The organism is Microbacterium sp. M3 (genome assembly GCF_033548675.1).
Lineage (GTDB): Bacteria > Actinomycetota > Actinomycetes > Actinomycetales > Microbacteriaceae > Microbacterium > Microbacterium arthrosphaerae.
Map to the genome: position 1 here is coordinate 33860 of NZ_JAWTZT010000005.1, position 23045 is coordinate 56904.

Sequence of the window (23045 nt, forward strand, 5' to 3'; positions counted from 1 at the left end):
TTGCGCGGAGCGCTTCCTGCGCTCCGCGGGCATCGAGTTCGTTTTCGGTGCCGACGTGGGATTCTGTCCCCCGAAAGGGGGATACCGGCCCTTTATGAACCCCGTCTAATGTCCGAGACAGAGCGCCCATCTCCCGGCACGACCACGGGATGCACGGTGCGGCGCGACCTCGGGGGAGAACATGAAACGTTCCTGGTTCACCGCAGCCGCCGCTGCACTCGTGCTCGCGATCGGGACGGTGGGCGCGGCAGCGCCGGCTGCCGCCGCGCCGCCGGAGTCCGACTGGGAGGCTTCCGCTTCGGCTGACGTCGTGTCGCTGTCGCTCAGCACGCTGGGCATCACCCTGACCGAACTCGGCGTCGCCACGAGTGCGACAGCCACCGGCACGACGCTCGCACCGCAGGCCACCTCGCAGTCGGCGAACCTCTCGGCGGATGTCCTCGGTCTCGGCATCGGCGTCGTCGAGAACACGCAGACCGCTCCCCCGACGACTGCGCCGACGGGCCTCGACCTGCTCGCCGTCAATGCCGCGATTCTCAATCTCGGCGCACTGACGTCGACGAACGAGGCGAACTGGACGGTGGACGAGGCCTGCGTGACGGAAGGCGTGCTCGCACAGGCCGACACGCAGATCGCGGGCATCGACGTTCTGGCCGGAACGGTCGAGGTCGGTGCCGCTTCCGTGACGAGCACCACGCGGCTCGCCCTGAATTCGGGAGCGAACTACGGCGTCCAGAGCATCGCGACCGGCTCCATCGCCGGCTTGAGCCTGCTCAACGAGGCGATCGGCATCGAGGTGATCGGCACGCCCACGCTGACGGCGACGTCGACGGGGACCACCGACAGCGTCGCGTACACCCCGGCCACCGTGAACGTCACGTTCGACGGGGTGACCAGCACGCTCACGCCGGGCGTCGCCTTCCCGCTCACGGTCGGCACGACGCAGGTGTCGATCACCGTGAATGAGCCTCCCACCACGGGCACGGCGTCCGCATCCTTCGACTTCCTGTCCATCTCGATCGACAGCCTGCTCGGCACCGATGTCACCCTCGGAGTTCTGCCGCTGAGCGTCGACGCGACCGCGCCCGCCGGCGGGATCGACTGCCCGCCCCCGGCGCCGGCCATTCTCGCGCCGGCCGCAGGCTCCACGACCGCAGACAGCACCCCCACCATCAGCGGCACCGCCCTTCCGGGCGCCACCGTGACGGTCACGCTGGACGGCAGCCCGCTCGCACCGGCTGTCACCGCCGACGCGGGCGGCAACTGGTCGCTCACGGCGCCGACGCTGGGCGACGGCCTGCACACCGTCAGCGCGACGCAGACCGTCAACGGGCAGATCAGTCCGCCCTCGGCAGACGTCTCGTTCGCCGTCGACACGACGGCGCCCGCAGCGCCGGTGGTCGTCGCCCCCGCGAACGGCTCGAGCACCGCCGACAACACCCCGACCGTCAGCGGCACCGCCGCCCCGGGCTCGACCGTGACGGTCAGCATCGACGGCAGTGCCATCGCCCCCACGGCCACCGCCGACGGCAGCGGCAACTGGTCGGTCACCGCGCCGACGCTCGCCGACGGCTCGCACACGGTCAACGCGGTCGCCGCCGACGCCGTCGGCAACACCTCGCCGGTGTCGAACACGAACACCTTCACCGTCGACACGACCGCGCCGGCGGCGCCCGTCGTGGTCACGCCGGTGAACGGCTCGAGCACGAACGACAACACCCCGACGATCAGCGGCACGGCGGTTCCGGGCTCGACGGTGACGGCCAGCATCGACGGCAGCGCCATCACGCCGACCACGACGGCCGATGGCAGCGGCAACTGGACCCTGACCGCCCCGACGCTCGCTGACGGGTCCCACACCGTCAACGCCGTCGCCGCCGACGCCCTCGGCAACACCTCGCCGGTCTCCAACACGAACACCTTCACCGTCGACACGGCCGCACCCGTGGCGCCTGTCGTGAGCACGCCCGCGAACGGCTCGACCATCTCCGACAACACGCCGACCATCACGGGCACCGGTGAACCGAACGCCACCATCCGGGTGAGCATCGACGGGTCTCCCCTGGTCGCCACCACGACGGCGGATGCCGGCGGCAACTGGTCGCTCGCCTCGCCGGTGCTGGACGACGGCTCCCACACGGTCAACGCCACCGCGACCGACGCGGCGGGCAACGTCTCGCCCGTGTCGAACACCAACACGTTCACCGTCGACACGACCGCGCCGGATGCGCCGGTGGTCGTCGCCCCCGCGAACGGTTCGACCACCGCCGACAGCACGCCGACGATCAGCGGCACCGCCGTGCCCGGTTCGACCGTGACGGTCCGCATCGACGGCAGCGCGATCGCGCCGACCACCACGGCCGACGGCAGCGGCAACTGGTCGCTCACCGCGCCGGCGCTCGCGGACGGCTCCCACACCGTCAACGCGGTCGCGGCTGACGCCGTCGGCAACACCTCGCCGGTCTCCAACACGAACACCTTCACCGTCGACACCACCGCGCCGGCAGCGCCCGTCGTCGTCACCCCGGCGGACGGGTCGACCACCGGCGACAGCACCCCGACGATCAGCGGCACCGCCGTTCCCGGCTCCACCGTCAGGGTCAGCGTCGACGGCGGCGAGCTCGCGACCACCGCCACGACCGATGGCAGCGGCAACTGGTCGCTGACCGCGCCGACGCTCGCCGACGGCTCCCACACCGTCAACGCGGTCGCCGCCGACGCCGTCGGCAACACCTCGCCGGTCTCCAACACGAACACCTTCACCGTCGACACGACCGCGCCGGCAGCGCCGGTGGTCGTCGCCCCCGCGAACGGTTCGACCACCGCCGACAGCACGCCGACGATCAGCGGCACCGCCGTCCCCGGCTCCACCGTGACCGTTCGCATCGACGGCAGTGCCATCGCTCCGACGGCCACGGCCGACGGCAGCGGCAACTGGACCGTGACCGCGCCGACGCTCGCCGACGGCTCCCACACCGTCAACGCGGTCGCCGCCGACGCCGTCGGCAACACCTCGCCCGTGTCGAACACGAACACCTTCACCGTCGACACGACCGCGCCGGCGGCGCCCGTCGTCGTCACCCCCGCGGACGGCTCCACGACCGCCGACGACACACCCACCGTCAGCGGCACCGCCGAGGCCGGGGCCACCGTGACGGTCAGCATCGACGGCGCCGCCATCGCCCCGGCCGCCACCGCCGACGGCAGCGGCAACTGGTCGGTCACCGCGCCCACGCTCGCCGACGGCGCGCACACGGCCAACGCGGTCGCCACCGACGCAGGCGGCAACACCTCGCCGGTGTCGAACACCAACACGTTCACCGTCGACACCGCCGCCCCGGCGGCGCCGGTCATCACGACGCCGGTGAACAACGCCGTGCTGAACGACGCGACACCGCCGATCGGCGGCACCGCGGAAGCCGGCGCCACCGTCACGGTGACGATCGACGGCGTGGTCGCAGGCACTACCACGGCGACCGGCGGCAACTGGACGTTCACGCCCGGCGAGCCGCTCGCCGACGGGCCGCACACCGTCGTGGCGACCGCCGCCGACGCCGCGGGCAACACCAGCGGACCGTCCGACGCCGTCGCGTTCGTCGTCGACACGGCGGCACCGGCCGCGCCGATCATCACGAGCCCGGCGAACGACGACGTGCTGACCGACAGCACGCCGACGATCACCGGATCTGCCGAGGCCGACTCGACGGTCACCGTGATCATCGACGGCGAGGTGGCCGGCACCACCACCGCCGACGGCACCGGGGCCTGGAGCTTCACGCCCGCATCACCGCTGGCCGACGGCGAGCACACCGTCACTGCGACGGCCCGAGATGCCGCGGGCAACACGGGCCCCGAGGCGGAGGAGGTCATCTTCACGATCGACACCGTCGCGCCACTCGCACCGGTCATCACCGCTCCGGTCGGCGGGTCGACCACGAACGACGCCACCCCGGCCATCACCGGCACGGCCGAGCCGGGCAGCACGGTGACGGTCGTGATCGACGGAACGACGGCCGGCACCACCACCGCCGACGGCACCGGGGCGTGGACCTTCACGCCCGCATCGCCGCTCGCCGACGGCGAGCACACCGTCAGCGCGACGGCCACGGACGCGGCCGGGCAGGTCAGCCCCGCCTCGGACGAGGTCACGTTCACGGTCGACACCACGCCGCCGGCCGCACCGATCATCACGAGCCCGCAGAACGGCGCCACGACCGATGACGCCACGCCTCCGGTGACCGGCACGGCCGAGCCCGGCTCGACGGTCGCGGTCATCATCGACGGCACCCTCGCCGGATCGACCACCGCGAACGGCCAGGGCGCGTGGACGTTCACGCCGACATCGCCGCTCGGTGCCGGCGCGCACACCATCACGGCGAGCGCGACCGACGCGGCGGGCAACGTCGGGCCGGCCTCGGCCCCGGTGACCGTGACCGTCCGCGTCCTGGCGCCGGTGTCACCGGCCGCACCCGCGAGCAGCGGACTGGCGGCGACGGGTGGCACGACGCCGCTGGCCGTCGGCACGTTCGGGATGATCCTGCTCGCGCTCGGACTGATCACACTGCGGTCGCGACACCGCCGCGTGAGCTGACGCCGTCCACCGCACAGCGGCCGGCCACCCTCGGGTGGCCGGCCGCTCGCGTATCGGAAGGTCCTCAGCCGCCGAAGCCGCACCAGTCCGCGACCCACGTGAGGATCCGGCCGCGCAGCTCCTCCCCCACGAAGAGCTGGAACTCCCCGGGCTCGCCCTCGAGCTCGACGCGCACCTCGAAGATCGTCCCGCGCTTGTCCTCCTGCACGGCATGAGGGTCGCACCGGAACGGCACGAGCGGGATCTCGCGCACGACGGGTGCGGTGTCTCCGGGGCGCACCTCCAGGTCGAGCGGATACACCTGCGCCGACCCGGCGCTGCCGAAGTCGAGGAGGTTCGTGCCCTCGATCCCCGTCACGACGGCCTCCCCCGTGCCGGTCGGCGAGACGGTCAGCTGCAGCGCCGCGGGCTCGCCCGGCGCGGAGGGTGTGAATCCGGTGAACGCGAGGGTCGCGGCATCCGTCACCCGCTCGTAGAGGCATTCGCGCTCGTGGAGCGGGGCGAGGAAGCCGAGCCGGTCGCGAGCGAATGCCGCCAGCTCGGTCGCGCCGGAATCCGACAGGATCTCGAGCACCACCCGTGACTCGCCGTCGTCGCCGGCGGTGCAGTCGACGGCCGGGAGCTGCACGCGGATGTCGACGGATCCGCCCGGGCGCACCACGCTCTCGCGGTCCGCGATGACCCGCGCGGCGGGTCCGTCGAAGCGGTCGTCCTCGACGCGCACCGCCCCGACCGTGAGCGGCTCGTCCGACTCGTTGGTGACGTGCACCTGCATCTGCCGGGGCGCGACGTCGGCCCGCAGCTGCTGAAGCTCCACGGCCACCCCGGCCGGCAGAGCCGTGGCCGACGGGTCGGCGGACGACGCCGCGCACCCCGCCAGCACGAACGCCGCCGCGGCGACGACGGCCGCGAGCGCCGGCATCCGGCTCCCCTCCCTCGGGAAGGGCGATCGCGGCGCGCTTCGCACGGCAGCCCCGTCGGCCTCAGCGGGTGAGCGTCTCGCGCGCCACGGTGACGTCGTCGAGGGCAAGAGGATCGATCTCGACGCCGAGTCCGTGCCCGAGGGGCACGCGCACGTGGCCGTCTTCGAGCACGGCGGGCTCGGTGACGATGTCGCGCGTGTAGAAGCGGCTCGACGCCGACACGTCGCCCGGCAACGTGAAGCCCGGCAGGGCGGCGAGCGCAGCGTTGGCGGCACGGCCGATGCCGGTCTCGAGCATCCCGCCGCACCACACCGGCACGCCGGCGGCGAGGCACCGGTCGTGGATGCGCACCGCCTCGAGGTAGCCGCCGACGCGGCCGGCCTTGATGTTGACGACGGATGCCGCGCCCAGCGCGAGCGCGTCGGCGGCGGCCTTGTCCGAGACGATCGACTCGTCGAGGCACACCGGCGTCTGGAGCTGCCGCGCGAGGGTGGCGTGGTCGACGAGGTCGTCCTCCTGGAGCGGCTGCTCGATGAGCAGGAGGTCGAAGCGGTCGAGCTCGGCGAGGGTCGCGGCGTCGGCGAGCGTGTACGCCGAGTTCGCGTCGACCTGCAGCGGGATGCTCCCGAACGCGTCGCGCACCGCGGCGGTGTCGCGCACGTCGCGCCCGGGCTTGATCTTGATCTTGATGCGCACGTAGCCCTCGTCGAGGTAGCCGCGGACGGTCTCGACGAGCGCCGCCGGGTCGCGCTGGATGCCCACCGACACCCCGCTCGGCACGCGCTCGCGCTCGGCGCCGACGTACTCGGCGAAGCTGCGCCCCTCGGCGCGGAGCGCGGCGTCGAGCACGGCGAGCTCGAGTCCGGCCTTCGCCATGCGGTGCCCCTTGAAGGGCTCGAGCACGCCGGCGACGTCCTCGGGAGCGAGGCGGCCGCGCTCGTGAACGGCACCGTCGAGCAGCGCCGGCGCCAGGAACCGCAGCGCGACGTCCCACGCGCCCTGCGTGTACTCGCTGGAGTAGAGCGGATCGGCCTGCGTGACGATCTCACCCCACCCGTCGCCGTCAGCGGTCAGCGCGCGCACGACGATGACCTCGCGCACCGTCTCGGTGCCGAACGAGGTGGTGAACGGGGCGACGAGCGGCAGGTGCAGCACCCGAAGCTCGAATCCTTGCAGGGCGACGGATGCCGCGGGCCGGGCGATGGGCATGCGCTCAGCGTACGCCCGGGCCCGGACCCTGACGGGTTCCGGCCGGAGCTTCGGCTAGTGCGCGAAGCGGGCGGTGGCGAGGTCGCGGCGGACGGGCACGTACGTGGCGCGCGCCCGGCGCGGACGGCGGCGGCGCGGCTCTGCCGGCGCGCTCGCCGTGGGGGTGCCTCGCATGGCGTCGCCCAGGGCGACGATCAGGGTCTCGATGTGCTCGCGCATTGCTTCTTCTCCTCGTTCGCCTGAGAAGAGCGGCGGGCGCCTGCGCTGATACGTCCGTCTACCCGCACTCGACGCTACGCGCGGGTTCCGACATGCAACCCCGTAGCGCGCACGCGCCCGGCCCGGCGCCGGTGAGAATCGGAGATCCTGCAGAAATCGGCCCGGGCCCGCGGCATCCGTCCGATCCTCGCGGGATCTCCGATCGCCGCGGGCGCGGCGTCACCGGAAGCGCGGGTCGTTGCCCGGCTTCGTGTCGACCTTGAGGCCGAGCGCGTCGGCGACATCGGCCCACGAGACGTAGGAGAAGTTCGTCGCGTCGCGCTCGTCGTCCACCTCCGCTCCGGTGTCGGGCTCGTCGTGGGTGACGAGGAGGCCCTCGCGGTATGCGCCGACGGCGCGGTTCGTCACCGCGAGCCCGTCCGAGCCGTTGACGTCGTCGACGCCGTCGACGCCCGCCACGCGGAAGGTCCCCACCAGGTCGTTGCGGCCCTGCGTGCGGTAGACGGCGTAGGTGTCGTCGCCCTGGCTCGAGACGATGACGTAGCCGGTGGCGCCGGGGCCGTAGTAGACGTCCACGCCCTCGGCGTCGGCCGTCAGCGCCGAGCCGCCGGAACCGGCCGCCTGCGGGTCGGCCGGCGTGCACTCCTCCGACTCGGGGTCGTACACGTCGTGGATGCCGAAGTCCCGCACCCGGTCGATGAGCCGCGGCTCGCCCGAGCCGATCGGGAGCTGCAGCCGCCACAGGCCGACGTCCTCCTGCCCGGCGTACAGCACGCCGGTGCGCTGGTCGACGCTCAGCCCTTCGAGCTGCGGCAGCACGCCGGGCTCGTCGCACGGCGTCCACGTGGTGCCGTCGGGAAGCGGGAACGACGCCGGGAAGTCGAGGGTCGCCGTGTCGCTGTATCCGACGCGGCCGTCGCCGGTGGTGAGCGAGACCGTCGCGATCGTCGTCGTGCCCTCGCGGGTCACGACGGCGACGGGTGCCTCACCGGCCGGCTGCCAGACGGCGACGCCGTAGGCGGTCTGCTCGTCGTCGACCTCCGCGCGATCGGCGCTGAAGAGGAACGGCAGTTCCGGCGCGGTCACCTCGCGCAGGGGGACGGATGCCGCGGCCCCGGCGCCGTCGATCGCGAAGAAGCGCAGCTGATCGTTGTAGCGGTCCGAGACGACCGCGACGTCGACGAGGCCGTCGCCGAGGTCGAGCCCGTACGCGATGTCGACGTTGTTGTAGCGTCCGTCGGCGCCGTCCGCCCGCGGCGCCGGTTCGGCGGTGAGCGCCTGCAGCTCGACCCCGTCGAGGTCGTAGACCCGCAGCCCGCCCTCCTTGGCGGTGGCGATGACGATCGAGTCGCGGGAGTCGTCGGGATCGACCCAGATGGCCGGGTCGTCGCCGGACGCGTTGCCGCCCGCTTCGTCGTCGTACAGGACGGGGGTCTCGACACCCGTCGTGACGACCGCGGGCGGGCGGGGCTCGTGGGACGGGCGCGCCGAAGCGGTGAGGGGGACCGAGACGGCCAGAACGGCGGCGAGCGGCGCCGCGAGCAGGAGTCGGGGAGACATGCATCCGAGCGTGGCCCGCGCACGCGAACTCGGCGTGTCGCCCGGGTGAACGCTCCCCTCCTGGGCAGGCCGGCCCCGACCCGCTCACCTGTCACGTTTCGTCGGGCGAGCCGGCAAGATGCGACAGGTGAGCGGTAGTTGCCACCGCGCGGTCAGGCGGGCAGCTCGGCGAAGGCGCGCACGGGAAAGGTGCCGAACCCCTCGACCGCGGGCGGGGCGGCCGTGAAGCGCGCGCCCCGCGGTGGCAGGGCGCCGAGGTTCGTGAGGTGCTCGACGACGTGCACGCCCGCGCCGAGCAGCAGCGAGTGCGCGGGCCGCTCGCCGCCCCCGGAGCCCGTGGAAGGGTCGGCGTCGTCGATGTTCACCGAGTCGATGCCGACGAGCACGGCACCGGCGTCGATGAGCCACTGCGCGGCCTCGCCCGTCAGGAACGGGGCTCCGTGACCGTACTCGGGCCGCCCGAACCACCGGTCCCACCCGGTGTGCAGCAGCACCGCGGCGCCGCGCACGTCGCGATCGGCGAGCGTGGTCGAACGGATGCCTCGGCGCGAGGCATCCCACGAATCCTCGAGGTGGAAGACCTCGGCGCGCAGGCCGACGAGCGTCGACAGGTCGAGTCCGGCCAGGTCGCGGCCGTCGGCGTAACGGTGGAAGGGCGAGTCCAGGTAGGTGCCGGTGTTGCCGATCATGTGGATGACGTCCATCGCGAACTCGGTGCCCGGCGCGTAGCGCGCGCGGGAGTCCTCGCGCGTGAGGTGGGGCGTGATCGTCGGCGCCGGGAGCCCCGGGTACGTCACGAGCCCGGCCCTGATCGGGTGGCTGAGGTCGACGATGCGCGTCTCGCGTGATGCTTCAGGCGCGGGAACCGGTGGGATGCCGCGGCTGCCGCGGTGCGGCTCCTCGACGATCCGCAGGCCGCGCAGCTCCACCTCGTCCACGAGGGCGAGGCCGAGGTGCGTGACGAGGAGGCGTGCGATCTCGTCCTCGGTCGCCCCGGCGGACGGCAGGTCGAGCCGGAAGCCGGTGCCCGACATCCCTCCCCCGTTGGCGAAGCGGATGTCGAAGTCGAAGTGGGCGCGATACTCGGGCATGGCGGTCAGCCTAGGGACGCGGCGTGCTGCGCACGCGAGGAGGAATGCGAATCAGAGGACGATTTCTGCCGTTCTGCCCTCGATCCCGCAGAAGCCCGCTGTTACGCAGGCGCGGCGCGGGGTGCATTCTCCGAACGCGGCCGCGCGAGCGCAACCCCGTGCCGGTCGGCGAGGCCCATCCGTAGCGTCGGGGCATGGAGACCTTCGACTTCACCCCACGACGCGCCATCGTCACCGCCTCAGACTCGGGGATCGGGCAGGCGACGGCCATCGCTCTCGCCGACGCCGGCCTCGACGTCGGCATCACCTGGCACAGCGACGAGGAGGGCGCCGAGAAGACCGCCGCCGCGGTGCGCGACCGCGGCCGCCGCGCCGAGGTCACGCAGTTCGACGCGACCGACCTCGGGACCGTCGCCACCACGATCGACGAGCTCGTCACGCGACTCGGCGGCCTCGACGTCTTCGTCAACAACGCCGGCGGCGGCTCGGGCGGGCCGTTCCTCGACGTCTCGATCGACGACTGGCGCCAGGTCGTGTCGCTCAACCTCGACGGCGCATTCGCGGGGCTCCAGGCCGCCGCGCGGCACATGGTGCGCGCGGGCACCGGCGGGCGCCTCATCGCGATCACGAGCGTCCACGAGACCCAGCCCCGGGTGGGCTCGGCCGCGTACGTCGCCGCCAAGCACGGCCTCGGCGGTCTCATCGAGACGATGGCGCAGGAGCTCGGCGCGCACGCGATCACGGCCAACGCGGTGGCGCCGGGCGAGATCGCGACGCCGCTGACGAACCAGGATCCCGAGGACGCCGAGAACACGGATCGTCCGGGGATCCCGCTCGGGCGACCGGGCAAGCCGGAGGAGATCGCGGCCGTGGTGGCGTTCCTGGCGTCGCCCGCCGCGAGCTACGTCACCGGCGCGAGCTGGACCGTCGACGGCGGCATGCTGCAGATGGGCCCACAGGCGGGCTCGCACTTGAAGAGCGACGACTGGCGGAAGGGATGACCATGGACCACGAAGACCGGGTCGACAGCACCGGCATGACCGATGACGAGAAGCGCCACGACCAGTTGACGTCGGCGCCGAACGCCGTCGAGTGCGACGCAGACCCGCGCATCGACGTCACGCACCGCGACGGCGTCACGCGCATCGACATCCGCGACGACGCCGATGTGCGGCCCGGTGACCCCACGAAGGATCCGCAGGAGTAGCTCGGGCTGCCGAACTCCACGGATCCGGCCCGCAGCACGGGGTGCGGTGCCGGCCCGAGAGCTCGGGCGCGCGGATCCGTGGAGTTCTGCAGAGTGCGGATCGCCGGCGCCGCCTCAGGGGCGGACGAGCAGGTAGCCGCGGTCGTCGTCGAAGCCGCCGATCGCGAGGCCCCCGGCCAGGTGCCCGGTGAGCGCGTCGCGCACGCGCAGGCGCCAGGCCGCGGCATCCGCCGGCGCTTCCCGACGCATCGCCTCGATGTCGTGCGGGATCTCGACCGACGCGACCACGCGATCGTCGCCCGGCGTCGGCACGGGCGGTGCGGCCAGCGCCCACGACACCATGATGCGGTCGGTCTCGTCGCCGCGGTTGACGCCGTCGTCCATCGGTCCGTAGTGGTTCACGAGGTACTCGGTGACCCGCGTGCCGAGCACGCGCAGGTTGAAGTGGGCGTTGCGCGCGACGAGCGGATCGAAGGTCCACGTGATGTGGCCGACTCCGCGGGCGAGCGCCCATTCCTGCTGGTGCCGCTTCAGCACGCGCCCGAGGCCCTGCGACCGGTGGTCGGCGAGCACGCCGGTGATGTGGCTGTGCATGGAGCGCGCCGACGGCTCGGCGAAGAAGGCGACGGATGCCCCGACCATGCGCTCGCCGTCGTACAGGCCGACGGCGTAGTTGCCCGAGTGGGCGAGCGCGCGCAGCAGGTTCGGCGGCATGCCGCCCCGGTCGCCGCCCCATACCTCGGCGAGCACCGCCGACGCGCGGTGGACCTCGTCGACCGTATCGAGGAAGCGGATGTCGATGCCGGGCGGGGTCGGGATCTCGGGCATGCCCTAAGTCTGCACCCGGCGCCTCTCGGCCCGCCCTGCCGTTGTCGCTCACCTGTCACGACCTGCCGGCCCAGGCGGCACTTCGCGACAGGTGAGCAGCAAGGGGCGCGCGGAGCCCGCGGGGGTGCGGCGCCGATAGCCTGAAGTGATGGGTACGGGTGACGACGACGCGAGACGACGACGACTCACCCGGATGCCGCGTCAGGGCGCCATCGTGGCGGTGCTGGCCATCGCGGGTCTGGCGTCGTCGTTCATGTTCACCCTCGTGGTCCCGATACAGTCCAAGCTTCCCGAGCTGCTCAACGCCAGCCGCGACGACACCGCCTGGGTCGTGACGTCCACGCTCCTGGCGGCGGCGGTCATGACGCCGATCGCGGGGCGCCTCGGCGACATGTACGGCAAGCGGCGCATCGTGCTGGTGCTGCTCGCGCTCCTGGTCGCGGGATCGGTCATCGCCGCGGCATCCCCCGGCATCGTCGGCGTGATCATCGGACGCACCTTGCAGGGCGCCGTGACCGGAGTGATCCCGCTCGGCATCTCGATCCTCCGCGACGTGCTGCACGAAGACCGGGTGGACTCGGCCATCGCCCTCATCAGCGCGACGCTCGGCGTGGGCGGCGCGCTCGGCCTGCCGATCAGCGCGTTCATCACCGAGCGCAGCGACTGGCACGTGCTGTTCTGGGTCGCCGCGGCGCTGGGCGCGATCGTGTTCGCCCTGGTGCTGTGGATCGTGCCGGTCAGCGCGCTGCGCACCGGCGGCAGGTTCGACTACGTCGGCACCGCCGGGCTCGCCATCGGTCTCGTCGGCGTGCTGCTGGCGGTGTCGCGCGGCAACGAGTGGGGCTGGACCTCGCCCGCCGTGCTCGCCTGCGGCCTCGGGGGCATCGTCGTGCTGCTCGCGTGGGGCTGGTACGAGCTGCGCATCGCCGACCCCCTGCTCGACCTGCGCGTCGCGGCCCGGCGGCCGGTGCTGCTGACGAACCTCGCGTCGATCGCCTTCGGCTTCTCGCTGTTCGCGTCGAACGTCGTGTACCCGCAGATGCTCGAGCTGCCGGCCGCTGCCGGCGGGTTCGGGCTGTCGCTCGTGGCCGCGAGCCTCGTCGTGATGCCCGCGGGCCTCGTGATGATGGTGCTCTCGCCGTTCTCGGGTCAGCTCGCGCGCACCGTCGGCCCCAAGCTGCTGCTCGTGCTCGGGGCCGTCGCGCTCGTCGTGACGTACGCCTTCACCCTGCTGTTCTCGACGGAGGTGTGGCAGATCCTCCTCGCCAACATCGGCATCGGGTTCGGCATCGGCTTCGGCTACGCGGCGATGCCGATGCTCATCATGCGCTCGGTGCCGCAGTCCGAGACCGGCGCGTCCAACGGGCTCAACGCGCTGTTCCGCTCGCTCGGCACGAGCACCGCCGCCACGGTGGTCGGCGCCGTGCTCGCCACCTTCGCGGTCGACGTCGACGGGGTCGCCGCACCGGCGCCGGCGGCGTTCCAGCTGTCGTTCCTCCTCGGCGGCGGCGCGGCGGTGGTCGCGCTCGTGGTCGCGCTGTTCATCCCGCGCCGGCACGCGCCGCAGGAGCGGCATCCGTCCCTCCCGGAGTGACCGCGCGCTGCACTCGGCTGCGACCGCTGCGTCGCTCGACGGCGCGGTCGCAGGAAGCCGCAGCGGTCGCGCGGGTGAGGGCGCAGCCCAGCCCGTCTCAGCCGCGCAGGCGCGCGAGCCGCGGCGCGTCCGGAGCGAGACGCTCCGCGACCGCGACTGCCGAGCGGATCGCGCTCTCGTGCGAGTCGGCGTCGGCGGTGTAGAGGCCGGCGAGCGAGACGCCGTGCCGCCCCTGCAGCGGGCGCAGCCGGCGCTGCGCGTCGAAGTACTCGGTGTCGATCAACCCGTGCCGGTAGGTCGCCGTCGCGTAGAGCGGCTGCGGCAGCTCGTCGTCGAACGTCACCCAGCTCTTGAACACGTCGGCCCCGCGCGACGGGTTCCAGATCGACAGCGAGCTGTGCGCCGCATCCGTCCGCACATTCACGACCGACCACGCCGCCCGCTCGCGCGGCATCAGACGCCGGTCGCCGTGGATCGCGATGGTCGTGTCGAAGTACCGGAAGCGCGCGAGCTGCGCGGTCACGTCGGCGAACTCGGGCAGCGGCGCGAGCAGGTCGTGCGCGGTGCGCGCGTCGCACGCGAGCACGAGATGGTCGAACGGATGCCGCGTCCCGGCCGCCTCGACGAGCAGCGACCCGTCCGGGCCCCGGGCGACGGCATCCACCGCGATCCCCGTCTGCAGCCGCGCCCGCTCGAGCGAGCCGGCGAGCGCGTCGATGTAGACGCGGAGCCCGCCCGGGATCTCGCTCTGCCGCGGCGGCGTCAGCCCGCGCGGGACGTTCGCACCCAGGTAGTAGAGCGCGTTGTAGGCGGCGAAGCGGCGGAAATCGGCGAGGTCGACGCACCAGAACGCCAGCAGCAGCGGAAAGAGGAAGTCGTCGACGAATGCCCGGGGCAGGCGCTCACGCTCGACGTACTCCGCGATCGTCACGGTCGTGTCGTGCGCGGCGAGGAAGGCGGGCAGCCGGGAGAGGAAGCCGCGGAAGCGCACGAGGTGGACGATCGCCCGCGGCGTGAGCGACGACCACACCGGCCGGCCGCGCCGGAAGGGCGGCATCGCCACCGGGCGGGTGCCGTCGATGCGCGACACCGTGAGCGTCGCCGGATACGTCGTGCGCGGCACCTCGAGTTCGTCCAGCAGCCGGTTGAACGTCGCATACGCGGTGCTGCGGGCGAAGAACTGGAACCCGGCGTCGACGGGGATGGTGCGTCCGTCCACCTCGATGTCGACGGTGTGCGCGTGGCCGCCGAGGCGGTCGTCCTTCTCGAACAGGGTCACGTCATGGTCGTGCTCGAGCAGCCACGCGGCTGCGAGCCCCGCGGCGCCCCCGCCGATGATGCCGATACGCATGTGCGCGCCGTCCTGTCGAGCCTGCGCTCAGACTAGGGCCTGCGGGCCAGGGGCTATCGCGCCCGCGTGCCCCGTCGCTAGCCTGACCTCTACCGGGGGCGACGGGAGTCGGACGATGAACGGTCGTGAGCAGGGCTTTCAGGACGGCGATCCGACGCGCGGGCGCGACAAGCCCGAACAGGTCCCCGTCGGTCCGCCCGACGGCGCCACCGCCGCGGCCGACGCGACGCGCACCGGCACGGTGGCCGCGCGCAGCGGAACGGATGCCGCGGGCACCGCCGCCCCTGACGACGGCGCCGACCACGACACCCGGTTCTTCGGGCAGCCGTGGGCGCTCGCGCACATCTTCGGCGTCGAGATGTGGGAGCGGTTCAGCTTCTACGGCATGCAGGGCATCCTGCTCATCTACATGTACTACTCCGTCGCCGAGGGGGGCCTCGGCATCCCCGAGGCGACGGCCACCGGCATCGTCGGCGCCTACGGCGGCACCGTCTACCTCTCCACGATCCTCGGCGCGTGGGTGGCCGACCGCCTCCTCGGCTCGGAGCGGGTCCTCTTCTACAGCGCCTGGGTCATCATGGCGGGGCACATCGCGCTGGCCCTGCTGCCGAGCGTGTGGGGCCTCGGCGTCGGCCTGATCCTCGTCGCCGTCGGATCGGGCGGCCTCAAGGCCAACGCGACCGCCGTCGTCGGCACGCTGTACTCCCCGAAGGACCCGCGCCGCGACGCCGGCTTCTCGCTCTTCTACCTCGGCATCAACCTGGGCGCGTTCCTCGGGCCGATCGTGACCGGGTTCCTCCAGAGCAACGTCGGCTTCCACTGGGGCTTCGGCGCCGCCGCGGTCGGCATGGCGATCGGCCTCACGCAGTACTCGTTCGGCCGCAAGCAGCTGCCCGCGTCGTCGCGCGTCGTCGCGAACCCGCTGCCGGCGAACCGGCGCGGACTGATGATCGGCATCGGCATCGCCGGCCTCCTCGTCATCGTGGCGCTGGTGCTCACCGGCGTGATCCGCGCCGACAACCTCGCCGGCATCGTGATCCTCGTGACCCTCGGCGCCGCGATCGCCTACTTCTCGGTGATCATCTCGTCGCGGGCGATCAGCGGCGACGATCGCTCGCGGGTGATCGGCTTCATCCCGCTCTTCATCGTGAACGTCGGCTTCTGGTCGCTCTACCAGCAGCAGTTCACGGTGCTGACGATCTACTCCGACAAGCAGCTGAACCGCATGATCTTCGGCTGGGAGATGCCCGTCTCGTGGGTGAACTCGATCAACCCCGTCTTCGTCATCATCCTCTCGGGCGTCTTCGCGGCCATCTGGACCAGGCTCGGCGACCGCGCGCCCTCGGCGCCGGTGAAGTTCTCGCTCGGCGCGATGATCATGGGCGTCGCCTTCCTGCTGTTCCTGCCGTGGGCGAACGGCGCGCCGAACTCGACGCCGCTCCTCGCGATCGTCATGATCCTCTTCGTCTTCACGATCGCCGAGCTGTTCATCTCCCCGCCCGGGCTGTCGGTGACCACGAAGCTCGCACCCGAGCGCTTCCACACGCAGATGGTGGCGCTCTACTTCCTCTCGATCGCCCTCGGCACCGCGATCGCCGGCTGGCTCGCCCAGTTCTACGACCCCGAGAACGAGATCCCGTACTTCACGATCCTGGGCGGCATCGCGATCGTCCTGGGTCTCGCGCTGCTCGCGTCGGTGAAGCCGGTGCTCAAGCTCATGCGCGGAGTGCGCTGACGATGACGGATGCCGCGGCCCGCGGCATCCGTCATCCCCGGCGAACGGGACAGGGCAGAATCGAACAATGGCCGCGCCTCAGCTGAACCCCGACCACGCCTGCCTCATCGTCCACGGCAGCGACCGGCCCGGAATCGTCGCCGCCGTCTCGGCGATGATCACGCGCATCGGCGGTAACATCGTCGCGTTCGACCAGTACTCCGACGACCCGACGGGGGGTGCGTACTTCCAGCGAGTGGTGTTCCACCGCCCCGGGTTCGCCGCCGACCGCCCGCTCATCGAGGAGGAGATCGCGAAGGTCCTCGCGGGGTTCGAGCTGGAGTGGTCGCTGACCGACCAGTCCGCGCCCAAGCGCATGGCGATCCTCGCATCGAAGCAGGACCACTGCCTGCTCGACCTCCTGTGGCGCCACCGCCGCGGCGACCTTCCCGTCACGGTGCCGATGGTGATCTCGAACCACACCACGTCGGCCGAGGACGTCCGCTCGTTCGGGGTGCCCTTCTTCCACGTGCCGGGCGTTCCGGGGCCCGACAAGTCGGCGTCCGAGGCGAAGATCCTCGAGCTGCTCAAGGGCAACGTCGACTTCGTCGTGCTCGCCCGCTACATGCAGATCCTCTCGGGCGACTTCCTCGCCGGGCTGGGCGTGCCGGTGATCAACATCCACCACTCCTTCCTGCCGGCGTTCATCGGCGCCGAGCCGTACAAGAAGGCGAAGGAGCGCGGCGTCAAGCTCATCGGCGCGACCTCGCACTATGTCACCGACGACCTCGACGAGGGCCCGATCATCGAGCAGGACACCGTGCGCGTGACCCACGCCGACTCGGCGGCCGAGCTCGCCCGCCGCGGCGCCGACGTGGAGCGTCAGGTGCTGTCGCGCGCCGTGCTGTGGCACGCGCAGGACCGCGTCATCCGCCACGGCAACCACACGATCGTCTTCTGACCCGGCGAGGTCGCCCGCCTCTGCACCAGCGGCATCCGTCACGTCCCGCCTCGCGGCAGTTCGCGCGAGACCTCACGAACGCACCGCCCCAGCGCCGCGGGGCGTGCGTTCGTGCGGTCTCGCCGCGGGTCAGCGCTCGAGCACCACGGCGAGACCCTGACCAACGCCGATGCAGATGGCGGCGACGGCGACTCCCCCGCCGCGGCGGCGCAGCTCGTGCGCCGCGTGGCCGATGATGCGCCCGCCCGACGCGCCCAGCGGGTGGCCGATCGCCAGCGCACCGCCGTGGATGTTGACACGCTCGGGGTCGAGCTCGGGCCAGCCCTGGATGTCGGCGATCGCCTGTGACGCGAAGGCCTCGTTGAGCTCGACGAGGTCGACGTCGGCCCACGTGCGGCCGGCGCGGGCGAGCGCCTTGTTCGCGGCTTCGATGGGAGCCAGCGGAAAGTGGTCGGGGTCGACGCCGTGCGCGGCGCGTGCTGTGATGCGTGCCAGCGGCTCACCGGGCAGCACGCCCTCGCGCCCGAGCAGCACCGCCGAGGCGCCGTCGTTGATCGGCGACGAGTTGCCGGCGGTCACCGTGCCGGCCCCGTCCGCGGCGAACAGCGCCTTGAGCCCTGCGAGCTTCTCGACCGACGTGTCGTCGCGGATGCCCTCGTCCCGCGCCAGGTCGGCCCCGGGCACCTGCACGATCTCGTCGTCGTACACGCCGTCGGCCCAGGCCTGCGCGGCGAGGCGGTGCGAGCGCACCGCGAAGGCGTCCTGCGCCTCGCGAGAGATGCCGCCCTCGCGCGCGACGAGCTCGGCGGACTCGCCGTTCGAGATCGTCCAGTGCGCCGGCAGCCTCGGGTTGGTCATGCGCCAGCCGATCGCCGTGTTCCACAGCGTCTGGTTGCCCACGCTCGGCCACGGCCGCGGCGACTTCTCGACCACGTACGGCGCCCGGCTCATCGACTCCACACCGCCCGTCAACACGATGTCGGCATCACCGGCCTCGATCGCGCGCGACCCCTGCACCACCGCCTCGACCGACGACGCGCACAGCCGGTTGACCGTGACGCCCGTCACCGACGTCGGAAAGCCCGCCAGCAGCGCACCCATCCGCGCGACGTTGCGGGTGTCCTCCCCGGCCTGATTCGCGTCGCCGAAGATCACGTCGTCGATGCGCGCGAGGTCGAGGCCCGTGCGCTCGATCGTCGCCCTCATCACGACGGCGGCGAGATCGTCGGGCCGCACCCCCGCCAGCGCGCCGCCGGCGCGGCCGAACGGCGTGCGGACGGCGTCGTACACGTAGGTCGCCACGTCACTCACCTTCCCCGAGAACCCGGACTAGAACACGTACTCCATGAGGTCGGTCCCGAGGATGCGGAAGGCCTCGTGCGCGCGCAGGCGGTGCGAGATCGACAGGTCGTCGAAGCACACGATGAGCGCGTACGACACCCCGGCCCGCGGACCGGCCAGCACACCCGCCTCGACGCGGATGCCGGTATCCCTGCCCGTCTTGTTGATGAAGAGCAGCCCGTGCTCGTCGTTCTCGTGCGAGAACGGGTCGAGGCCCGTGGCGGATGCGACGAGTGACAGGTCGTGGTTGAGGCTCAGCCACTCGGCCACCTGGGCGCTGACGCTCGGCGACACGACCTGCGAGTTGACCAGGGCGGCGAACACCTCGGCGAGCTCCCGCGCGGAGCCGAGCGCGAAGTGCGGCGCGTCGTCGGGCCCTCGCTCGTCGCGGAAGCGGTCGAGCAGCGCCGAGCGCGACAGGCCGAGACTCTCGATGCGGGCGCGCACGGCGGGCAGCCCCACGCGACGCAGCAGCGCGTTGGCCGCGAGCGCGTCGCCGGTCGACGCCGTCAGCACCGCGAGGTCCGACAGCGGCAGCGCGGGCGCCTTGAGGTGCTGCCACACTCCCCCGACGGCGACCGGCTCCATTCCGGCGCGGTCGATGATCTCGAGTGGCTCGAGCCGGCCCGACTCGAACGCGGCGGCCACCTCGATGAGGAGGGGCACCACGCCCAGCCCGGCGACGGGCAGGGTGACGAAGTCGTCACCCGAGAGCACCGACGTCCCGCGGTCGAGGTCGGTGATGCGCACCGAGATCTTGGCGCCGGATGCGGCGAGGTCGTCGAGCGCCTTCAGCGTCGACGTGAATGATCTGCGACCGGCCGCCGCCCTCCGCGGCAGCCGTCTGCTGGTGCTCCGTCGCGCCCCCCGAAGCGACTCGGCGTCCTTTCTGGGCTCGATGCCCACGGAGTTTCCTTCCCGTTTGCGTTGTTGCGGGGCTTCCCCAGACCGCCCGTGCGGTCCGGCCTCACCAGATGGTGACGCGCTGGTCCTCGTCGAGCCAGAGACCATCCGAGGTCGTCACTCCGAATGCATCGTAGAACGCATCGATGTTGCGCACGATCTGGTTGCACCGGAACTCGTTCGGCGAGTGGGGGTCGATGGTCAGCAGGCGGATGGTCTCGGCATCCCGCCCCTTCTGCTGCCAGATCTGTCCCCAGCTGAGCAGCAGGCGCTGGATGCCGGTGAAACCGTCGATCTCGGGAGCCTCGGTGGGCTCGCCGTCAGCTGCGTCGCGCAGCGACAGCTCGTAGGCCTTGATCGCGATGCTGAGTCCGCCCAGGTCGCCGATGTTCTCGCCGATGGTGAGCGACCCGTTCACACGGTGCTCATCGGCGAGCCCCTGCGGCACGAGCTCGTCGAACTGCGCGACGAGGGCCTTGGTGCGCTCCTCGAAGGCGGCGCGGTCGTCGTCGGTCCACCAGTCGCGCAGCGACCCGTCGCCGTCGAAGCGGCTGCCCTGGTCGTCGAAGCCGTGCCCGATCTCGTGCCCGATGACCGCGCCGATGCCGCCGTAGTTGGCGGCGGCATCGCGCTCGGCGTCGAAGAACGGGTACTGCAGGATCGCCGCCGGGAACACGATCTCGTTCATGAGCGGGTTGTAGTACGCGTTGACGGTCTGCGGGGTCATGAACCACTCGTCGCGGTCGATCGGCTGCCCCACCTTGGCCAGCTGCCGGTCGTGCTCCCACACGTGCGCCCGGCGGACGTTGCCCACGAGGTCGTCCGCGTCGATCTCGAGCGTGGAGTAGTCCTTCCAGGTGACCGGGTAGCCGATCTTCGGCGTGAACGTGGCGAGCTTGGCCAGAGCGCGCTCGCGCGTCTCGGGCGTCATCCACTCGAGCTCCGAGATGCTCAGCCGGTACGCCTCGATGAGGTTGGCGACCAGCTCGTCCATTGCCTCCTTGGCGGCTGGCGGGAAGTGGCGCTCGACGTAGACCCGGCCGATGGCCTCGCCCATCGCGGCCTCGGTGAGGCTCACGCCGCGCTTCCAGCGCTCGCGGTTGACGGGGACGCCGGTCAGCTGCGTGCCGTAGAAGCCGAAGTTCTCGGCGACGAACTCGTCGGGCAGGAACGGGGCGGCCGAGTGCACGACGGCGAAGCGCAGCCACGCCTTCCAGTCCTCGAGCCGGTCCTCGACGAGCAGCCGGCCGAGCCCCTCGAAGAAGCTCGGCTGGTACACGTTGATCTCGGCGAACGCGTCGGCGTGATCGGGCGCCGCGCCGTCGCGCCACGGCGTGAGGTCGACGCCGACGAGCTCCTGCACCTCGTCCCACGTCTTGAGGTTGTAGGTCTTCACCGCGTCGCGGCTCGCGACGTTGTCCCAGTGGTGCTCGGCGAGCTCGGTCTCGAGCGCAACGATGCGATCGGCGGATGCCTCGGCCTCGGGCACGCCGGCGAGCTCGAGGATCCGGTGCACGTGGCCGCGGAACGCGATGCGCGTCTCCTGGAAGTTCTCCAGGCGGTAGTAGCTCTCGTCGGGGAGCGACAGCCCTCCCTGGATGAAGAACGGGACGTAGCGCGACGGGTTGCCCGGGTCGGGCTCGATGTAGAGGTGGATGAGCGCCGCGATGCCGTCGCGCTCGAACTCGCCCACGGTGCGCAGGAAGCCGGGGATGTCGGCGATCTCGTCGACGCGGGCCAGCACGTCGGCCAGCGGTGCGGCACCGAGCGCGGCGATGCGCTGGGTGTCCATGAAGCTCGTGTAGAGGTCGCCGATCTTGCGCGCCTCGGTGCCGGGCTCGGCCTGCTGCGACTCCTCGACGATCGCGTGCACGTGCTTCTCGGCCTGCTCCGCGATGAGGTGGAACGAGCCCCACCGCGCCTTGTCCTCGGGGATCTCGGTCCGCTCCAGCCAGCTGCCGTTGACGTGGCGGAACAGGTCGTCCTGGGGGCGGATCTCGTCGCTGAGCTCTTCGAGCGCGAGACCGGAGCGGGGGGCGTCGGTCATGGGTTCCAGGGTAGTCGCCCGGAGCCTGGTCGACTCCCGGGAGCGTGCCGGCCGCGGGCCGTGACGACATCGTGATGAACCGAGCGGATGCCGCCACCCGGCGTCGGCGCCACCTCCTAGGCTCGAAGGGTGACTGCCGACACCCTGAACCGCGACATCTTGCGGCTCGCGGTCCCGGCGCTCGGGGCCCTGGTGGCCGAGCCCCTCTTCCTCATCGTCGATTCGGCGCTCGTCGGCCACCTCGGCGTCGAGCCGCTCGCGGGGCTCGGCATCGCCTCGGCGGTCCTGCAGACGATCGTCGGGCTGATGGTCTTCCTCGCCTACTCGACCACCCCGGCGGTGGCGCGCCGCTTCGGCGCGGGCGACCCCTCGCGGGCGGTGTCCGTCGGCATCGACGGCATGTGGCTGGCACTGGGGATCGGCGCCATCCTGGCGCTCGTCGGATCATTGACCACGCCGTTCCTCGTCGGGCTGTTCGGCGCGAGCCCGGCCGTGGCAGAGCAGGCCGAGATCTACCTCGGCATCTCGATGTGGGGTCTTCCCGCCATGCTGGTCGTGTTCGCCGCGACCGGGCTCCTGCGCGGCATGCAAGACACGGTGACACCGCTGTGGATCGCCGGCCTCGGCTTCGGCGCCAACGCCCTCTTCAACTGGCTGTTCATCTACGGCCTGGGATGGGGCATCGCGGGATCGGCGGTCGGCACGGTGGTCGCCCAGTGGGGCATGGTCGCGGCCTACGTCGTCGTCGTGGGTCGCCTCGCGCGGCGGCACGAGGCATCCGTCCGTCCCCAGCGCGAGGGCGTCCGCGGCTCGGCACGCTCGGGCGGCTGGCTGTTCCTGCGCACCGTCTCGCTGCGGGTCGCCCTGCTCGCAACGGTCGCCGTGGCGACAGGCCTCGGCACCGACGAGCTCGCCGGGTGGCAGGTGGCGTTCACGATCTTCTCGACCGCCGCATTCGCCCTCGACGCGCTCGCGATCGCCGCGCAGGCGCTCGTGGGCAAGAGCCTCGGCGCCGAAGACCGCGTGACGGTGCGGCGCGTGCTCGGGCGGACCGTGGCCTGGGGCGCCTGGTTCGGTGTGATCGTCGGCGTCGTCATCGGCGCGCTGTCGGGCGTCATCGGCCTGCTGTTCACGGGGGATGCCGCGATCGCCGCTCTCGTGCAGCCCGCCCTGATCGTGCTCGCCGTCGCCCAGCCGGTGTGCGGCATCGTCTTCGTGCTCGACGGGGTGCTCATCGGTGCCGGCGACGCCAAGTACCTGGCGCTCGCCGGGGTGCTGAACCTCGTGCCGTATCTGCCGGCGCTGCTCATCGTCGCGGCGCTGCAGCCCGCCGGAGCCGCCGGCCTGGCGTGGCTCGCCGTGGCGTTCTTCGGCGTCTACATGCTCGCCCGCCTGGCGACCCTCGGCTGGCGCGTGCGCGGCGCCGCGTGGATGTCCGTCCCGGCCTGACGAGAGCGACTTCCGGCGTCGAGGTATCAGGGCCCCGGGCGATGGCTCCTTCTCCGC

General features: G+C 72.1%; 17 protein-coding genes. 7 read left to right on the forward strand and 10 right to left on the reverse strand.

Features of this window, described 5'->3' with window-relative positions; all coding sequences use genetic code 11:
• The first annotated feature begins 181 nt into the window (after positions 1-181).
• Entirely contained in the window at positions 182-4591 is a 4410-nt protein-coding gene (locus tag R8Z57_RS14705) for an Ig-like domain-containing protein (protein ID WP_318354531.1), read from the forward strand.
• A gap of 64 nt (positions 4592-4655) precedes the next feature.
• Here R8Z57_RS14705 and R8Z57_RS14710 read toward each other — a convergent pair whose 3' ends face one another.
• The 5 genes from R8Z57_RS14710 to R8Z57_RS14730 all read right to left on the reverse strand — a co-directional run bounded on the left by R8Z57_RS14710 (position 4656) and on the right by R8Z57_RS14730 (position 9593).
• Positions 4656-5513, reverse strand: coding sequence for a hypothetical protein (locus R8Z57_RS14710; RefSeq protein WP_318354532.1), 858 nt, complete (start codon positions 5511-5513; stop codon positions 4656-4658).
• Positions 5514-5574: 61 nt separating this feature from the next.
• Complete coding sequence (gene menC / locus R8Z57_RS14715) at positions 5575-6723, reverse strand: o-succinylbenzoate synthase (RefSeq protein ID WP_318354533.1); 1149 nt, start codon at positions 6721-6723, stop codon at positions 5575-5577.
• A 54-nt stretch (positions 6724-6777) separates the two neighbouring features.
• On the reverse strand, positions 6778-6942 hold the full coding sequence (locus R8Z57_RS14720) for a hypothetical protein (protein WP_318354534.1): 165 nt from the start codon (positions 6940-6942) through the stop codon (positions 6778-6780).
• A gap of 219 nt (positions 6943-7161) precedes the next feature.
• Positions 7162-8502, reverse strand: a complete 1341-nt coding sequence (locus tag R8Z57_RS14725) for a phytase (RefSeq protein ID WP_318354535.1) — start codon at positions 8500-8502, stop codon at positions 7162-7164.
• Between the two features lie 152 nt (positions 8503-8654).
• A complete protein-coding gene (locus R8Z57_RS14730) occupies positions 8655-9593 on the reverse strand; it encodes a cyclase family protein (RefSeq protein ID WP_318354536.1) in 939 nt (312 codons plus the stop codon).
• Between the two features lie 194 nt (positions 9594-9787).
• Between R8Z57_RS14730 and R8Z57_RS14735 the strand changes: the two genes are divergently transcribed.
• Positions 9788-10594 (forward strand): SDR family oxidoreductase, encoded by an 807-nt coding sequence (locus tag R8Z57_RS14735; protein WP_318354537.1) that lies wholly within the window; start codon positions 9788-9790, stop codon positions 10592-10594.
• 2 nt (positions 10595-10596) lie between these two features.
• Complete coding sequence (locus tag R8Z57_RS14740) at positions 10597-10800, forward strand: hypothetical protein (RefSeq protein WP_318354538.1); 204 nt, start codon at positions 10597-10599, stop codon at positions 10798-10800.
• A gap of 114 nt (positions 10801-10914) precedes the next feature.
• Here the strand turns inward: R8Z57_RS14740 and R8Z57_RS14745 are convergent, their stop codons facing one another.
• Complete coding sequence (locus R8Z57_RS14745; protein ID WP_318354539.1) at positions 10915-11628, reverse strand: GNAT family N-acetyltransferase; 714 nt, start codon at positions 11626-11628, stop codon at positions 10915-10917.
• A 193-nt stretch (positions 11629-11821) separates the two neighbouring features.
• Between R8Z57_RS14745 and R8Z57_RS14750 the strand changes: the two genes are divergently transcribed.
• Positions 11822-13222: an MFS transporter gene (locus R8Z57_RS14750; RefSeq protein ID WP_318354753.1), complete on the forward strand. Its 1401-nt coding sequence runs from the start codon at positions 11822-11824 to the stop codon at positions 13220-13222.
• 97 nt (positions 13223-13319) lie between these two features.
• Here the strand turns inward: R8Z57_RS14750 and R8Z57_RS14755 are convergent, their stop codons facing one another.
• A complete protein-coding gene (locus R8Z57_RS14755; protein WP_318354540.1) occupies positions 13320-14573 on the reverse strand; it encodes an FAD-dependent oxidoreductase in 1254 nt (417 codons plus the stop codon).
• A 115-nt stretch (positions 14574-14688) separates the two neighbouring features.
• Between R8Z57_RS14755 and R8Z57_RS14760 the strand changes: the two genes are divergently transcribed.
• Entirely contained in the window at positions 14689-16308 is a 1620-nt protein-coding gene (locus R8Z57_RS14760) for a peptide MFS transporter (RefSeq protein WP_318354541.1), read from the forward strand.
• Between the two features lie 67 nt (positions 16309-16375).
• A complete protein-coding gene (gene purU, locus R8Z57_RS14765; protein WP_318354542.1) occupies positions 16376-17248 on the forward strand; it encodes a formyltetrahydrofolate deformylase in 873 nt (290 codons plus the stop codon).
• A 129-nt stretch (positions 17249-17377) separates the two neighbouring features.
• On the opposite strand, the gene R8Z57_RS14770 is transcribed toward purU, so the two are convergent.
• The 3 genes from R8Z57_RS14770 to R8Z57_RS14780 form a co-directional block, all read right to left on the reverse strand.
• Positions 17378-18550 carry a thiolase family protein gene (locus tag R8Z57_RS14770; RefSeq protein WP_378722967.1) on the reverse strand — a complete coding sequence of 391 codons (1173 nt, stop codon included), beginning with the start codon at positions 18548-18550 and terminating at the stop codon, positions 17378-17380.
• A 27-nt stretch (positions 18551-18577) separates the two neighbouring features.
• On the reverse strand, positions 18578-19489 hold the full coding sequence (locus R8Z57_RS14775) for a serine hydrolase (RefSeq protein WP_318354754.1): 912 nt from the start codon (positions 19487-19489) through the stop codon (positions 18578-18580).
• 67 nt (positions 19490-19556) lie between these two features.
• The gene (locus R8Z57_RS14780; RefSeq protein ID WP_318354544.1) at positions 19557-21539 is read right to left on the reverse strand and encodes a M13 family metallopeptidase; all 1983 of its coding nucleotides are present in this window, start codon (positions 21537-21539) and stop codon (positions 19557-19559) included.
• 129 nt (positions 21540-21668) lie between these two features.
• On the opposite strand from R8Z57_RS14780, the gene R8Z57_RS14785 reads away from it, so the two are divergent.
• Positions 21669-22988: an MATE family efflux transporter gene (locus R8Z57_RS14785; protein ID WP_318354545.1), complete on the forward strand. Its 1320-nt coding sequence runs from the start codon at positions 21669-21671 to the stop codon at positions 22986-22988.
• The last annotated feature ends 57 nt before the right edge of the window (positions 22989-23045 follow it).

Coding starts and splice junctions, on each gene's coding strand:
- R8Z57_RS14705 (WP_318354531.1), top strand. CDS start 182: ATGAAACGTTCCTGGTTCACCGCAGCCGCCGCTGCACTCGTGCTCGCG.
- R8Z57_RS14710 (WP_318354532.1), bottom strand. CDS start 5,513: ATGCCGGCGCTCGCGGCCGTCGTCGCCGCGGCGGCGTTCGTGCTGGCG.
- menC (WP_318354533.1), bottom strand. CDS start 6,723: ATGCCCATCGCCCGGCCCGCGGCATCCGTCGCCCTGCAAGGATTCGAG.
- R8Z57_RS14720 (WP_318354534.1), bottom strand. CDS start 6,942: ATGCGCGAGCACATCGAGACCCTGATCGTCGCCCTGGGCGACGCCATG.
- R8Z57_RS14725 (WP_318354535.1), bottom strand. CDS start 8,502: ATGTCTCCCCGACTCCTGCTCGCGGCGCCGCTCGCCGCCGTTCTGGCC.
- R8Z57_RS14730 (WP_318354536.1), bottom strand. CDS start 9,593: ATGCCCGAGTATCGCGCCCACTTCGACTTCGACATCCGCTTCGCCAAC.
- R8Z57_RS14735 (WP_318354537.1), top strand. CDS start 9,788: ATGGAGACCTTCGACTTCACCCCACGACGCGCCATCGTCACCGCCTCA.
- R8Z57_RS14740 (WP_318354538.1), top strand. CDS start 10,597: ATGGACCACGAAGACCGGGTCGACAGCACCGGCATGACCGATGACGAG.
- R8Z57_RS14745 (WP_318354539.1), bottom strand. CDS start 11,628: ATGCCCGAGATCCCGACCCCGCCCGGCATCGACATCCGCTTCCTCGAT.
- R8Z57_RS14750 (WP_318354753.1), top strand. CDS start 11,822: ATGCCGCGTCAGGGCGCCATCGTGGCGGTGCTGGCCATCGCGGGTCTG.
- R8Z57_RS14755 (WP_318354540.1), bottom strand. CDS start 14,573: ATGCGTATCGGCATCATCGGCGGGGGCGCCGCGGGGCTCGCAGCCGCG.
- R8Z57_RS14760 (WP_318354541.1), top strand. CDS start 14,689: ATGAACGGTCGTGAGCAGGGCTTTCAGGACGGCGATCCGACGCGCGGG.
- purU (WP_318354542.1), top strand. CDS start 16,376: ATGGCCGCGCCTCAGCTGAACCCCGACCACGCCTGCCTCATCGTCCAC.
- R8Z57_RS14780 (WP_318354544.1), bottom strand. CDS start 21,539: ATGACCGACGCCCCCCGCTCCGGTCTCGCGCTCGAAGAGCTCAGCGAC.